The organism is Methylophilus sp. DMC14 (assembly GCF_056314085.1).
In genome coordinates this window covers 158,316-172,739 of sequence record NZ_JBQUZA010000004.1, presented here as the reverse complement: position 1 = coordinate 172,739, position 14,424 = coordinate 158,316, and the positions used below count along the sequence as shown (strand labels likewise).

The following is a 14,424-nucleotide window of genomic DNA, read 5'->3' as shown; positions in this document are numbered from 1 at the left end:
CTTTTTCGTCTGATTGTGTTGGGGTGTCAGGGCTCAGACAAAAAGAGGCGGTGCACGCGCGGCGTAGCGGCGATAGGACGGTTTTGCATGTAAAACGGTGCGGCTGGTTTGGGCTGATGTGATGAGGTCTGGTGCATGTAGCAGTAGCGGACGCCCTGGCAGCAGCGTGTCAGGGAGATTGTCCAGGCACAGGCATTCTTCACACAGATTGTCCTGGCTGGTTTTATCATGTTTGAGGGTGTGATTAATCTCTTCAGACAGGTGAGAGATGGCGTGCGCAATCGCATGCTGCTGCGCAAATACAAAAAACAGCAAGACTGCCAGCAGGGCGCCTAGCAGCCATTGATTGAGTCGGGTCCGTATGTAGTGATTTAGCATGCAGTCTGGCGATTAAAAAACCTGCGATGAGCGCGTCCGCTATCTAGCCATGTTCTGATGACACACTCATGAATCGGGCAAGTCATTTTCATCACAGCGCGTTAATCCCTGATGGCATCCAGCGCGAGTACGACGCGTGTCTGCCCCTCTGGCACCACAGGCGAGCGATGAATAGCGCCGCCTACGGTGTTCCCTTGCCACTGACTGCCTTTGAGCAATACGATATCAAAGGCATCTGCCTGTCTGATGCCACGCGCATCGAGTACCACGTCTGCACGCTGTTGGTTGTTGAGTCCTGGCGGGTTTAAGTGACTGCGGTGCTTTAAATAACTGCGGTCGGCAAATGCTTCCTCCAGCCATTCGGTGCCCGGCCCCATGTAGGTACACAGCAGCCGAATTCCGGTATGGTCAACATGAAATTGCGGGCACATGGCTTTTTGCAATACTTCCAGCCGCAGGCCCACGGTCTGGCAATCCAGCAGCTCGGCAAACACCGTCACCAATTGTGCCAGCTCTTGAATAAACGCTTCGCGGCCCGGCTGTGCAGGCAACGGCAAAGCACGCAACTGTGGCGCAAGTGCGGGCTGCAATGAAATCACGTTGCGCAGACCAGGCGCCAAGCTGCGCGCTGCCAGCTGCAGGTAGTCGCTGATTGCAGTTTGCGCCTCCCGGCGTACGAGACAGACTTGCTGCTCGGGCTCAAAGATCGGCAGCATCTGCAGTGGGTTAAAGGTTAACGGCTCGCTTGCTGGTGTCAGCGTAGGCGCAAGTGAAGCAGTTTGAGGGGAGCTGGCAACCGACAACATGCTAGACACTTTCCAATATCTGCATATCGTCCTTGGTTTCAACGGTTTCTTCTACCGCCCAGCGGGGGAATGGGTCCTCAAACTTGCGCCAGGCGTCCATGCCCAATGCCAGCTCGCTTTCTGTCAGCAGGCAGGCATCAAATTTTGCCGTTAGCGCCGCTTTATCCATCTCCATGCCAATAATGACCAACTCTTGTTGACGATCACCATAAGGTGCTTGCATGCGTGAGCGGATGTGCTGCAGGCTATCTGTATCCTGCGGCCAATACTTGGCCGGTGTTGCCGCCCACCAGATGCCCGCCAGCTCGGTGCGCGTGACCGCCCCGGCCTGTGACCACATGGCACAAAACTCCGGGCGCGAGGCGATCCAGTAGCGGCCTTTGGAGCGGATCACGCCTGGCCATTCGCTATTGAGCCACTGCCACAAGCGTTGTGGATGAAAGGGCGTGCGTGAACGGTAAACAAAGCTAGAAATCCCGTATTCCTCGGTTTCTGGCACATGTTCGCCACGCAGCTCCTGCAGCCAGCCAGGCGCTTCTGCAGCCTGGTCGAAGTTAAACAGGCCGGTATGCATGATACGGTCCAGCGGCACCTTGCCAAAGCTGCTGTGCAGGATCTGTGCACGCGGGTTAAGCGTTTTGAGGATACCTTCCAGCCGGGCGATTTCCTCCAGTGTCATCAAGTCGGTTTTGTTCAATACCAGCACATCGCAAAACTCAATCTGGTCTACCAGCAGGTCAACCACTGTGCGTTCATCTTCTTCGCCCAGCGACTCTCCTCTGTCGGTCAAGCTTTCTTGCGAGCTATAGTCCTTGAGAAAGTTGTAGCCATCCACCACCGTGACCATGGTATCGAGTTGTGCCACATCGGCCAGGGATACGCCTTCCTCATCGGCAAAGGTGAAGGTTTCAGCAATCGGCAAAGGCTCCGAGATACCGGTGGTTTCAATCAGCAGGTAATCAAAGCGGTTTTCCTTGGCCAGGCGGGTGATCTCGACCAGCAGGTCTTCACGCAAGGTGCAGCAGATGCAGCCATTGCTCATTTCGACCAGTTTTTCTTCCTGACGTGATAGCTCAGCCCCGCCGTCGCGTACCAGCTGGGCGTCAATATTGACTTCAGACATGTCGTTGACGATCACCGCGACACGCTTGCCTTCTCGGTTATTGAGCACATGGTTGAGCAGCGTGGTTTTACCCGCACCCAGAAAGCCAGAAAGTACGGTCACCGGAAGTTTTTTAATGGCAGAAGTGCTTAAACCAGACATAAATGTAGTCCTTCGTTAAAGTAGTCTTGAGGGAGGTCCGTACCGATAAACACCAGCGTGGACACTTTGCGCTCATCAGGCTGCCACTGTGTGATGTGGTCACCACTCATGAGCATATGAACACCTTGAAAAACAATACGTTGCGGATCGTTGTAGGCATGGATGATGCCTTTGTAGCGTAGCAACTGCGGGCCGTAATCGGCGATGATGGATTCGAGAAAGGTTTCCAGCTTTTCCAGATTAAATGGCCGTTCGCTGCTAAATACGAACGAAGTCACATCGTCATCGTGCGCATGGCTGACGTCACGCAAGAAGTCCGGCTCAATTTGCAGGATGGCATCCAGCGAAAAACCATCAATATCCAGAATCTGTCTGAGATCTGTTTGGCCAAAGTGCACGCTGTGAATCGGGGCTCTCAAGTTGATGTTGCGCAGCCTTGCCGAGAGGGCGGTCACTGCTTCTGCTGTGACCAGATCCGTTTTTGATAGCAGAATACGGTCAGCAAACCCGACTTGTTCTTGTGCCTCGTGGTGCGCATCCAGTTGCTGCATGGCATGCACCGCATCAACCACCGTGATAATCGCATCTAGATGATAGCTGGCATAGACGTCATCTTCGACAAAAAAGGTTTGTGCGACTGGGGCCGGGTCGGCCAGGCCTGTGGTTTCGATCATCACGCGGTCAAAGCTAATTTCCTGCGCTGCACGTTTTTGCGCAAGATCGCCCAGTATGCGTACCAGATCGCCACGCACGGTGCAGCAAATGCAGCCGTTGTTCATTTCCACGATTTGCTCGTCGCCTTGAAGCAGTAGCTCACCATCGATACCGGCCTCGCCAAATTCATTTTCAATCACGGCAATGCGCTGGCCGTGTTGCTCCTGCAGAATGTGGTTAAGCAAGGTGGTTTTACCCGCGCCTAAAAAGCCGGTCAAAATCGTGACAGGTATTCTGGGTGTGGCTTGCGTCATGCGGTTCCCCAAAGTGTAATGATCTGTTGCTGAATAAACGGTGAAATCCAGGCCACGCCGAGACCACAAGCAATCAACAGGCATTGCACCAGTAAATCCTGTGGGCGGTATTGCGTTTGCAGCGTTGGCACTAAGTCTGCCAGGGCGATATAGATAAAACTGGCGGCGGCCAGTAACAAGGCGTACGGAATCAGCGGGGCAATATGCGTAAAACTCAACCAGCCAACCAAACCACCGACAATCATGGCTGAACCCGAAAGCATATTAAGCAGGAGCGCACGGCGTTTACTCAAGCCAGCATTGATCAACACCATAAAATCTGAAATCTCTTGCGGGATTTCATGCGCGACAATCGCAAATGCCGTCACCCAGCCCAGTTTGATATCAGTTAAGAAACTGGCCGCCAGCAAGATGCCATCGACAAAATTATGGATGCCATCGCCGATTAGAATAATGGCCACTTGGCCGCCGGATTGCTGTTCTACCGCTTGAGTAGCAACAGGGGCAGTGTCCGCATGATGGAAATGCCGCCACAATGCCAGCTTCTCCAGAATGAAAAACAACAACATCCCGGCTACCAGCATCCAGCCTGCGTTGGTCAGGTTGATACCTTGATTCAAAGCTTCCGGTAATAAATCAGTAAAAGCAAACCCGAGCAATACACCCACGGCAAATGCCACCATGCGCCTCGCATGATTGGCGAACAGGGTATTGGATAACCAGCCGGCGATCAGTACCGAAATCACACCACCGGCGGTACAAGCCAGCATTAAACTGGGGAATAACATGCTTGAACTTTAAAATGCAATTTTGTTGCATTTTAAAGGGTGGTGGATTTAATTGCAATAATGTTGCAATTTTGGGTGTAAAAAAAGCAGGCTCCCATTCATAGGCACCTGCTATTTAGGCAATACGTATTTTTACGATCTCATCCTCAGTAGATGCGCATGCAACATCGCCAGCCTGATATCGCATGCACTATCGTCATCAAGCGTGCGTCCTCAGTCTCATGGGATCATAAAAGGGGGTGGGTGCCACATAGGCGGACACTTTTTGATGGCTGCACACCACTTCAACAGCCGTTCCAACCGCTGTGTATTCTGGCTTTAAATGCACCATGGCTAAAGACTGCATTAAATAATTGCTAAAAGAGGCGCTGGTGACCACACCGATTTCTACCCCATCTTTGACTATTTTTGCGCCAGCCTCAACACTGGTTGCTGATTTGCAGATTAAACCAGCTTGTTTCACCCGCTCTTTGCCTTTGGATGCCAATACAGCCGCTTTGCCGATGTAGTCTCCCTTTTTATCCAGGTCCACGCCCCAGCCCATGTTGATCTCCCATGGCGTAGTATCACCTTCAGGCATTTCGAATGGAAAAAACAACAGCGCTGCTTCAATGCGTGTCAACTCTAGTGAGTTCCAGGAGGCTGGAATCGCGCCCAAAGGCTTGCCAACCTCTAAAATCTTATCCCATAGCTCAATGGCATCTTGCCCTTTACAATAGACTTCGTAGCCACGTTCCCCTGAATAACCGCCACGAGCAATGACAACATTTTTACCAAATAGGCTGGTGGGCTTGTGCTTAAAATAATCCAAGCTTGCCAGGTCAAAGTCGATGACATGCGGCGCTAATATCGCTAAGGAATGAGGGCCTTGTAAAGATAAAATATGCGCATCAAGATCGGGCGCGATGGTCACGTCTTTGCCAGCCGCAAGCATTTTTAAGTTTTCCGGTGTTTTGCCTGAGCCGTGGGAGAGCCGAAAGCTGTTTGCACTGTCTCTGATAATCATGATGTCATCACAAATGGCACCGGATTCATCCGTTTCTGCAGCCAGGACACTGTGGCCGGGTTCGAGTTTGGTGATGTCCTTAGCCACCAGCCTATCCAGGACCTTTTCTGCATCTGGGCCATCGACATTGATGATGTTTAAGCCAGATACATCGTATAAGCCAGCACGACTCCTCACCGCGACCACTTCATCATGGACATCCGTATGATAGCTCCAAGGAATAGGCATATTGTTCCAGGTGTCGCCATCTAAATTTGACCCTAATTCCCGGTGTCGAATATTGAGTACTGAGTTTCTAGACATGATGACTTTTCTCCCATTAAATTGATGATTCCGAATACTATAAAATTTAAGATTTGCTCAACACTCTCTTTAGGATGTACTACTTAAGAAGTAAAGTTGTCTTCAAGTGACAGCTTCAAAAAGTTGAGCCTCCCAGAGCAGGTATTAAAAAAGGGTGAGCAATCAAACATGCTCACCCTTGCTTAGGCCACGCGTCCCAATTTGAACTAAATAGTTGAACTAAATGCTATGCAGCCAGAAGACAATGAAGACGCCCGCTAGCAACGCGATGTAAGGGAGCACGCCAGCGCGTTTCATGACGCCATCCTTGGCATTGTCTAGTTGCATATCTTCTAGCATGGCTGCTGGAAATACACCTTTATCCTGGATGAAGTGCCGGTAAATAAATACCGGCACAATCAAGGTTGCAAAAAGCAGTCCGGCATTGAGCGTGCCTGCCCCCCAGACGTCAGCGCCTAATCCCATCAATCCCAAGTTAACAAAACCGAGCAAGCCGCCTAAAAACAGTAGGATAGTAGGCGCTTTGTATGGGCGGTCCCAGTTCGGTCTGTCCATGCGGTGTATCCAGCCGGAATTCAGATTGAGGAAGTTGAAAATGATGTAGCCCACATTGGAGGCAGCCAATACAAACACATAGTCCGACATCAGCAGTAACAGCAGGTTGAAACACAAGTCTGTCCACATCGCTTTGGTCGGCGCGCCATGCTCATTGACTTGAGACAAGTATTTGGGCAGCCAGCCATCGACCGAGGCTTGATAAAGCGTGCGAGAAGAACCGGCCATGGAGGTCATGATTGAGAGCAAAAGCGCCAAAACCAGCATAATCATTAATATGGTCACAATCAGCTCGGAGCCGCCCAACATACTCGACAACACCCCGGCAACGCCCATGCCACTGTAAATCTCAGGTGCCAACATCCCATCGTATACTGCGCCGGTCGTTACGTTACCCGCGGCATCTGTCACCGCTGGCGTCACCAAATGGCCTAAGCCTAAATGCGCTTGAAAAGCGATGGGCACCAGTGTGTACACTGCAATACACAACAAACCTGAGTAGAAAATGGCTTTAAAAGTATCCGTTTTAGGGTTCTTGAATTCTCGTGTGTAACAGACGGCAGTTTCAAAGGCATACGTTGACCAGGCAGCAATAAACAAGCCCGCCGCCATTAATTTCCAGCCTTCAATATTCCAAATACCATCAATCACATTTCCGGCTGTGTCATAACTTAAAGGTGCCAAGGGAAAGAAATTCGCCATAGGCATGTCGCCGGTGAGGATAGGCACCAGGCCTATGAGCATGAGTGGAATTAACGCGGTGACCCCCAGGATCATGGTTGCTTTGGCAGAACGTAAAATACCACCGTGCTGTATCGAAAACACTGTCAGTAAAACAGCAGCCCCGAGAATAAACGTTGCGTTAATTCTTAGGCTTAAGCCGGCTTTAATGGCACTCAAGTCCATGAGAGTAATTTGCCAGGTATTGATGGCGGCATCTGGGGAAAATAAGGCACTTAAAATGTAGCCTGCAGCGAGTCCAGAGCCGATAGCCAATACTGGAGACCATGCGAACCAGTTACACCACACTGACACCGGCGCGATAAACTTGCTGTATCTTACCCATGCAACCGCGCCATATACTGATGCACCGCCAGATTTATGTGGAAACAAGCCTGCAATTTCTGCATAGGTAAATGCTTGAATAAAACCAAATGTGATAGAAATCGCCCATACCAACCAAGCCGGTTTGCCTACCGTTGCCGAAATGGCGCCCATAGAAAACAATACAAGCGCTGGCACACCACTGACGACCCAAAAGGCACCTTGCCAACCAATCTTGCGATGCAACGTGTGCTTGCTTTCAGCTCCACCAGCGAAGCCGGCTTGAGATATATCAATCGAAGAATTAATACTCACCTTATTTTCCCTTCCCTAAAAGCCTTCTTTTTTTCACCTATCTACTGACTTCAAGAAAGGCTAATAAGAAGGTTAACGTTCAATGACAATCAGATATCAACTGCACATGGGATTAAGTCAATACATCCACAATGGAATCTATTTTGATGATTTGCAGCTGTTTACTAAATTCTCACTACGGATTACTCCTTAAGGGGTAGCTGGTGAAGATTTCAAAGGAGCGTTGGAGGAGGGAGGTGTTGATAGGTGCGTATGCAAAACTTTGCGCCTACGCACGATGTGAAACATTTTTGCCAAGCGCTAAAAAGGCAAGCGGTCTGGCTAGCAGACCTTATTTTTGATTGTGTGCCCAGACGGCGGCTTCTAAGCGGCTACTTAGTTTAAGTTTGCTCAGTAAATGTTTGATATGCACTTTCACGGTGGTGTCGCTAATGCCAAGTTTGCGCGCAATGGTTTTGTTGTTGAGCCCGTCACTGAGACATTGCAATATTTCTCTTTCACGCTCAGTGAGCGAAGCCTGCTCATCTTTACGTTGAGGTTTGGGCTCTAAAAGGGCTGTTCTCAGCACTTCTGTGAGCGTATCTTGAATAATCGTCATGCCGTTAGCGACTTTTTTTAAGTTGGCACAGAGGTCTTCCGGCTCCATGTCTTTTAACAAGTAGCCATCAGCCCCTGCGCGCAAGGCCTCTAATAAATCGTCTTCAGCATCTGACACCGTCAACACCACATATTTGGCAGTGAGATCTAACGCTTTAAATTGGCGTAAGGTCTCTATGCCATTCATTCCTTTCATGTTGAGGTCTATCAACACAATGTCTGGTTTAAAGCCAATGGCAGTATCCAAACCCTCTTGCCCTGAGGCGGCTTCACCGATCACTTTGAATGCAGGGTCTGCATCTATGATTTGTCCTACCCCTTTGCGGAAGAGGGCGTGATCATCAATCAAGAACACTTTGTATTGGGTCTGTATCATTTTTAGATTACTTTCTATGATTGAGGCAACTGTGGCGTGAAAATCAAGCGCACTCGCGTGCCCCCTTGTTTGCGTCTGAGAACCGCAACATTTCCGCCCAGGCTTTCTGCCCGCTCTTGCATGATGCTCTGTCCATAATGGCCAGACGCTTCAGTGGCGGTGTAGCCAATCCCATCATCATCAATGATGACAATGATGGTGCCACTGCTTTGAAAATTAAGAGAGATTTCCACTCTACTTGCGTTTGCATGGCGCACTACGTTGGAGAGTGCCTCACGCAATACATGTAAAATATGAAACTCTTCATTGACAGTCAAGCGACAGTTTATCAGGCGATTATCCAGAGAAATGGAGAGGTTGGAGCGCTGGCTAAACTCATCAATGGCAGTTTGAATCGCCGAATTTAATCCCCGCACATCCATATGTACGCGGAAGGTTGCCAATAACTCGCGTAGCTCCCGATAAGCCGTATTCAAGCCATCGCGCAATTCGTTGACAATGCCGCGAAATTCATTTGACTCTAATTGGTTGTTGCTTGCACTTTGCAGCCGTGAAATTTGAATTTTCATGAACGACAATGATTGCGCCAAGGAGTCGTGCAATTCACGGGCAATGGCCGCGCGCTCTTCTAACAATGCCAGTCGCCGACCTTCTTGCTCCCGTCCTTGGAAACCCATCACCATAGAAAGTAAATGGGCCGTCAGTTCGATCAACTGCGTTTCTGTTTCATCAAACACATGCTCAAGATCCGCCTCGACTTGTAACACGCCCAATGCCCCCGTGGGGGTGACGAAGCCGACTGCAATACATTGAAAGCCATTACCATGTGACGAATTATCATTGCTACAGAATCTCACCAGATTGGTTGTGGTGAGGTCTTCTAAAATGGCGTCACTGAGTTTTTCTGGTTTGTGATTGGAAAATAAAACGCGTTCTGTCGAAATGCCCAAGTCATTTTCGGTAAAAATGAGAGAGACATTTAAAATGTTTAAGGCCTTTTCAAGCGAGAATAAACTTTTGCGTAAGACCGTTTCGCTTAATAAAGTGTTGTTGATAGATTCTACAAACTCATGCAGAAAGTCTTGTGATCTAATTAATCGACGCAGGCGTTCACTGCTATTTTGATTGAACCATTCGTTTTCTGCTTTAAACCCTTCTAGTCTTGCTGAGGTTTCGTAGACCAGGCGTTCAATTTTGACAAACTCATCTTCATCCTGCTCGCGCTGTTCATTTTGCGCGTCTAGGCCAGCAAAACTGACTAGCGTATCCATACGATCAACCAGGAGCTTTCTGGCGTTAAACGCGATGGTGATCAAGCCACTAATGGCTAAATAAATGCTTAGCAGCTGCAGCAGTGAAATCACTGATTGCTTTGCCTCGACCTCTTGCAACAATAGCGCGACCAATTGCTCATAACTTGAGATTAAGGTCTGAACCGTGAGTCGTTGCGAGGTGATGGACGCTTGTTGAAAGTGGCTGTCACTGATTTTTTCTCTTGCGTCTCTGAGTTTCTGCAACAGTGGATTGACTTGCGTGGCATCATGGTTGTTAATCTGTGCCACCATGTTGCCGAGATCAAAGCGTAAATGGGGATCGGCCTTAAGGATTGCTTCGGTCAATTTCTCGGGTGCTTCTCCGATGGCGGTGTCTGAAAAATGTTGCCAGAACATCTGCTCTTTGGTGATGTCTTGAATCACTTTTTGATTAGTAGCCGTGTAGTCGAGCAAAAAGAGAGAACCAGCTTGCATGAGTATCAAGCTGGAAGCAATACAAAAAATTAATATGATAAGCTTTGCATACAATGTGTGTATTGTCAGATCTTTGATGCTTTTGATCAGGTTTGCAAATTGAATGCTCAAGGATGACTCCGGAATTGAAATTTCCCGTGAAAGGCGCTTAGATGAGTTTGTTTGTTTTTAGCACACTAATATTGAGTGTCATTTTTTTTATCGTCTTTAACGCATGGTGGGTGACTGGCGCCTCATTTAACACGCATTTATCTGCATTGATGATCGCTGCAACCACTGCATTGACTTCCTTGTTGTTAATTGCCATCTATCCCATCTTTCGTAAACATTATACGCGTCATCCCAATGCATCGATGGATCATACTGTGACTTGGGCCAACGATGTATCTAGCAATCTTTCTACGCCAGCCGCTGTCATTGATGGCTACATTGTTAAGTTTGCGAACAAAGCATTTCTGATGGAAATTGGCATGTTAAGCATGCAGGAGCAAGTGGTCGGGATGCCGCTGACCAATATTATTCACCCTGGTGACCATCAGCTACTAGCTTCTTTATTTGCAAAGACAACGGCGACCCAAGATAAAAAAAATCACTTACGCATTCGTCTGCTCTGTCTGGATGGCAGCATTTTACCGACGCACGTCTCCATTTCTCCCATACAAGAAGACAGTCGATCTGTGGTCAATTTACTTCAGTTCTCTTCCAGCCTGTCACAAAAGATGGAAGCGTCCAGTGAGTTTGAAAACGCAATCCATGAGCAACTCATCAATCACATAGAACAAATTGTGTTTTATCTTAAAGTGAATCAAGAAATCATATACTTAAACCATTCTTGGGAATCAATGTTAGGTTACAAAGTACAAGAATGTCTCAATAAAACCTTACTTACTTTTGTGCATCCAGAAGATAAACCGTTGGCTGAGGCGAGAATTACTTCTCTGATTCAAGGAAAGCGCAATAAAACCGTTGTCGAGTTTCGTCTGATTGCCAGAAATGGCGATTCTCATTGGGTGGAGTTGCGTGCGAAAAACACCACCGCATACAAAGGCGAACGCTCCAGCATCATCGGCACGCTGACCGATATCAGCCAAATGAAGCTCACGGAGTCTACGAAGAGAAGCCATCGTCATCTGCTGAATGCGCTCATCAACAATACGCCTGGCATGATTTATCGTTGTAAAAATGATAAAAATTGGAGTTTTGAATTTGTCAGTGAAGGCGCGGTGGATATTACCGGTTACGAGCCGTATGAAATGATAGGCAACCCCAACTTTTCCTTTGCCCAGATTATTCATCCTGAGGACCGCAATATCGCTTGGGATCATGTGCAAGAGAAAATCCGGCATCAACAAAAATTCCAATTACTTTATCGTATTTATACGCGTTCTGGCGCGGTTAAATGGGTACTAGAGCAGGGTAAGGGAGTATTTTCAAGTGCTGGAGAGTTGTTAGCACTTGAAGGCTTCATTACCGATGTGGCTCAAGAGGATGGATCGCAGGCCATACAAAGTTTACAAAAGTATTTCATGTGATTTTCAAGGGTTGCCTGTTAAACCTTCGGCAACCAGAGACAAAGGCTATGCAGCGTTATGGGTGCGTCCCTAATGCCACTTCTGCGCCATCATCTTTTTTAGACAGCCATTCCACCGTTAAATCTTTAAACTTGGTTAAGCCTTTGTACTCCACTAAATCCGGATGTAATGACTTCAGCACGCGATGAAAGCGTTTTGCCCAGCGTGCGGAAGTGGACAACTCATTCATATTGATTAAATAGCAGCGAATACTGAACAGTATGGCATTGCTGCGTGGCAATCTGAATAAGCTTTGTAACTCAACACGTAAATGTACCAGCTCGCCCACATTGTCGATGGTCACTTTATTACGGTCGCTGCCCCACAAGGGATAGTTTTCGGGAGAAGTGTCTAGCCTTGGGTTAATTGTCATGGTCCAATTTAAACGCCGTACGGGTGCACCCAATTGTAAGGCCATGAGGAATTTTAAAGCACGATCCATGACACCTAGTTTCGTCACTTGCGGGACAGGGCCGTGCCACTCATGCCACGCCATGCCGACATCAAAGGCCAGCGACCAATCTGCTTGGCTGGTAATAAAGCCAGCATCAGCATACAAAGTACCGTTGCGTTGATCCAACAGCACAAAGTCACCTTGCACCTGTCTCCCCATATATTCCATTGGATCCATGTCAAACGAGGTGCTATCGCCAAAGGTAAACGAGTTTTTAATCCCAAGCGGTTTATTTTCCCAGGTCCACAATAGGCCATCTTTTTTGAGCGAAAATAGCTCAGGATAGTCGTTCGATAAACTTTCCATCGTCAGCGCTAGAAAATCCCATTGCGCCTCCGCCATATGTGGCAAGGCCTGATACCGTCCCGCATCTAGCGCTAATGTTTTGGCTTTATCCTCGCATTCAGCGACGTAGTGCTCATCAATATCAAAGGCAAATTCAGTCACAGCACCCACCGGCCCCTTGGTGTGAGGCTCAATATTCACTGAATACATGTAGCTGTCTTCTGCAAACGGAAATGGAAACCGCTTAATGGCTTCGGCTGAGTTTTGGTAGGTATAGTCATCGCGAAAGGTTTCTTTTTTAAAAGCTAAGCTCATAGCGTTTCCTGTTAAAGATTGATTTCTAAGGAGTGGCATTTTGCGCGCGAGACGCAAGGCATAATTTTTTTGCCAGCCGCCTTGTCTGCTTCTGATAAATAGTGATCTTGATGCACCAGTACGCCATCAGTACGGATGACTTCCAGCTCGCAGCGGCCACATGCCCCGCCACGGCAAGAGTAGGGCGCATCCACCCCTGCCGCTTCAATGGCTTCCAACATACTCATTTCTGCGGGGACATGAACTTCAATGTTAGATTTTGCCAGTTTCACTTTGAATGGTTCACCTGAAGGCGGCGCTAAAAACTGTTCGCTATGGATATGATTTTCTGGCCAACCCAGTGATCGCGCCGTTTCAATTAAAGCCACCACCATCGCATTCGGTCCACACACATAGACGTGGGTGCCCAGGGGTTGTGTGCTTAATAGCGCTTTGAGATCAATGCTGAGCCCCTCACTTTCGACATAAACATGGACTCTTTCAGCGCATTTTTCTTTCAGGGTGGCGGTGAATGCCGCGTGATCCTGAGAGCGATAGGCGTAATGCAATTCGTAATTGGCTTTGGTCCTGATTAAATCTTCAATCTGCGACATGAATGGGGTGATGCCAATGCCACCAGCGACGAGTAGATGTTTACGCGCTCTTTTATCCAGTGCGAATAAGTTGTTTGGATACGTGATTTCTAATTGAGAGCCAACCTTGACCTCATGATGGAGGTAAGCCGAGCCGCCGCGTGAGTGCTCTTGTAGGCGCACGGCAATGTGATAAGCATCAGGTGCCTGCGGAGAGCCCATTAGTGAGTAAGGGTTGCGATGGAGTCGGCCATTGATGTTCATCGCAACCACCACATGACTTCCCCCTGAAAATGGAGGGAAACTTGCGCCATCCTCCCTGATAAAAGAGAACTGTTTAATCAGCGGAGTGATTTGCTGAATATTTGAAACAACAACTTTAAATGTACTCAAGGATAAATCTCCTCAATGCTTGGAATCTGCCCCGGGTCTTCAGCGTCCACCATCAGCCCCATATAAGCACCAAGGCGTCTAGAAAAGTGGTCTCTGACAAACAGTTGTTTGCCGCAGCCATCACATTTTTTGATATTGGTATGCGCTTCATAAGAGATGGTCTTGCAATGAACGCAATAGATAGGCCGAGCTAAGGTGCCAACGAGCTCTTTGACGATGTCACTGTCATCAATGCCATACTTGTCAGCCATTTGAGCCACCTGCCAGATAAAGCGCTCAGAGCCTGCCACGTAGATGCGTAAGCCCATGCATGCACTGGATAAATGGGCCTCAAATGCAACGAGAGACTCCTCTGTCGTTTCAAACATCAACAGCGCATCCGGCACGACCTTGCTTAAGGGGATGCTGAAATCCTGTTGCACCACTGGGTTTCTTGCGTAGAGTACTTTGGTAGGGTGCTCTGGATGCATTTGCTGGAATAACTTCATTGCCGCCAGGCCCCCGGCACTGCCTTCAACCAGCACAATATGTGCGTTTGCCTGTTGTTGCCAGACCAAGGTTGAATAGACCGGCTTACTTCGAATCCAATATCCGCGTTCCATGGTATTTTTCCGTCGTATTTTTCCGTTAAATCATATGCTTAATAAGGGTGCTTCTTGCATAGGATGAAGTGAGCACTTAGAGAA

General features: G+C 48.4%; 13 protein-coding genes. 1 reads left to right on the top strand and 12 read right to left on the bottom strand.

Features of this window, described 5'->3' with window-relative positions; translation table 11 throughout:
• Positions 1–33: 33 nt before the first annotated feature.
• The 9 genes from ACT53C_RS09895 to ACT53C_RS09855 all read right to left on the bottom strand — a co-directional run bounded on the left by ACT53C_RS09895 (position 34) and on the right by ACT53C_RS09855 (position 10,259).
• Entirely contained in the window at positions 34–378 is a 345-nt protein-coding gene (locus tag ACT53C_RS09895; protein WP_476145798.1) for a hypothetical protein, read from the bottom strand.
• A 101-nt stretch (positions 379–479) separates the two neighbouring features.
• Positions 480–1,184 (bottom strand): DUF1826 domain-containing protein, encoded by a 705-nt coding sequence (locus ACT53C_RS09890; protein ID WP_476145796.1) that lies wholly within the window; start codon positions 1,182–1,184, stop codon positions 480–482.
• A 1-nt stretch (position 1,185) separates the two neighbouring features.
• Positions 1,186–2,424, bottom strand: a complete 1,239-nt coding sequence (zigA, locus tag ACT53C_RS09885) for a zinc metallochaperone GTPase ZigA (protein WP_476146051.1) — start codon at positions 2,422–2,424, stop codon at positions 1,186–1,188.
• An 11-nt stretch (positions 2,425–2,435) separates the two neighbouring features.
• Positions 2,436–3,416, bottom strand: coding sequence for a CobW family GTP-binding protein (locus ACT53C_RS09880; protein ID WP_476145794.1), 981 nt, complete (start codon positions 3,414–3,416; stop codon positions 2,436–2,438).
• A complete protein-coding gene (locus ACT53C_RS09875; protein ID WP_476145792.1) occupies positions 3,413–4,204 on the bottom strand; it encodes a ZIP family metal transporter in 792 nt (263 codons plus the stop codon). The genes ACT53C_RS09880 and ACT53C_RS09875 overlap by 4 nt, the downstream gene beginning before the upstream one ends.
• A 199-nt stretch (positions 4,205–4,403) precedes the next feature.
• A complete protein-coding gene (locus tag ACT53C_RS09870; protein WP_476145791.1) occupies positions 4,404–5,513 on the bottom strand; it encodes an aminomethyl transferase family protein in 1,110 nt (369 codons plus the stop codon).
• Positions 5,514–5,732: 219 nt separating this feature from the next.
• The gene (locus ACT53C_RS09865; RefSeq protein ID WP_476146049.1) at positions 5,733–7,421 is read right to left on the bottom strand and encodes an APC family permease; all 1,689 of its coding nucleotides are present in this window, start codon (positions 7,419–7,421) and stop codon (positions 5,733–5,735) included.
• A gap of 337 nt (positions 7,422–7,758) precedes the next feature.
• On the bottom strand, positions 7,759–8,400 hold the full coding sequence (narL, locus tag ACT53C_RS09860; protein WP_412010824.1) for a two-component system response regulator NarL: 642 nt from the start codon (positions 8,398–8,400) through the stop codon (positions 7,759–7,761).
• 14 nt (positions 8,401–8,414) lie between these two features.
• Positions 8,415–10,259, bottom strand: a complete 1,845-nt coding sequence (locus ACT53C_RS09855) for a histidine kinase (RefSeq protein ID WP_476145789.1) — start codon at positions 10,257–10,259, stop codon at positions 8,415–8,417.
• Positions 10,260–10,300: 41 nt separating this feature from the next.
• Here ACT53C_RS09855 and ACT53C_RS09850 point away from each other — a divergent pair, with 41 nt between their 5' ends.
• Positions 10,301–11,680 carry a PAS domain-containing protein gene (locus ACT53C_RS09850; protein WP_476145787.1) on the top strand — a complete coding sequence of 460 codons (1,380 nt, stop codon included), beginning with the start codon at positions 10,301–10,303 and terminating at the stop codon, positions 11,678–11,680.
• Between the two features lie 55 nt (positions 11,681–11,735).
• Here the strand turns inward: ACT53C_RS09850 and ACT53C_RS09845 are convergent, their stop codons facing one another.
• Genes ACT53C_RS09845 through ACT53C_RS09835 form a run of 3 tightly spaced genes read right to left on the bottom strand, consistent with a single transcriptional unit; the run spans position 11,736 to position 14,340 of the window.
• Positions 11,736–12,773 (bottom strand): heme-dependent oxidative N-demethylase family protein, encoded by a 1,038-nt coding sequence (locus tag ACT53C_RS09845; protein ID WP_476145785.1) that lies wholly within the window; start codon positions 12,771–12,773, stop codon positions 11,736–11,738.
• An 11-nt stretch (positions 12,774–12,784) separates the two neighbouring features.
• Entirely contained in the window at positions 12,785–13,738 is a 954-nt protein-coding gene (locus ACT53C_RS09840; RefSeq protein ID WP_476145783.1) for a PDR/VanB family oxidoreductase, read from the bottom strand.
• Positions 13,735–14,340 carry a dimethylamine monooxygenase subunit DmmA family protein gene (locus ACT53C_RS09835; RefSeq protein ID WP_476145781.1) on the bottom strand — a complete coding sequence of 202 codons (606 nt, stop codon included), beginning with the start codon at positions 14,338–14,340 and terminating at the stop codon, positions 13,735–13,737. Before ACT53C_RS09835 ends, ACT53C_RS09840 begins: the two co-directional genes overlap by 4 nt.
• Between the last annotated feature and the right edge of the window lie 84 nt (positions 14,341–14,424).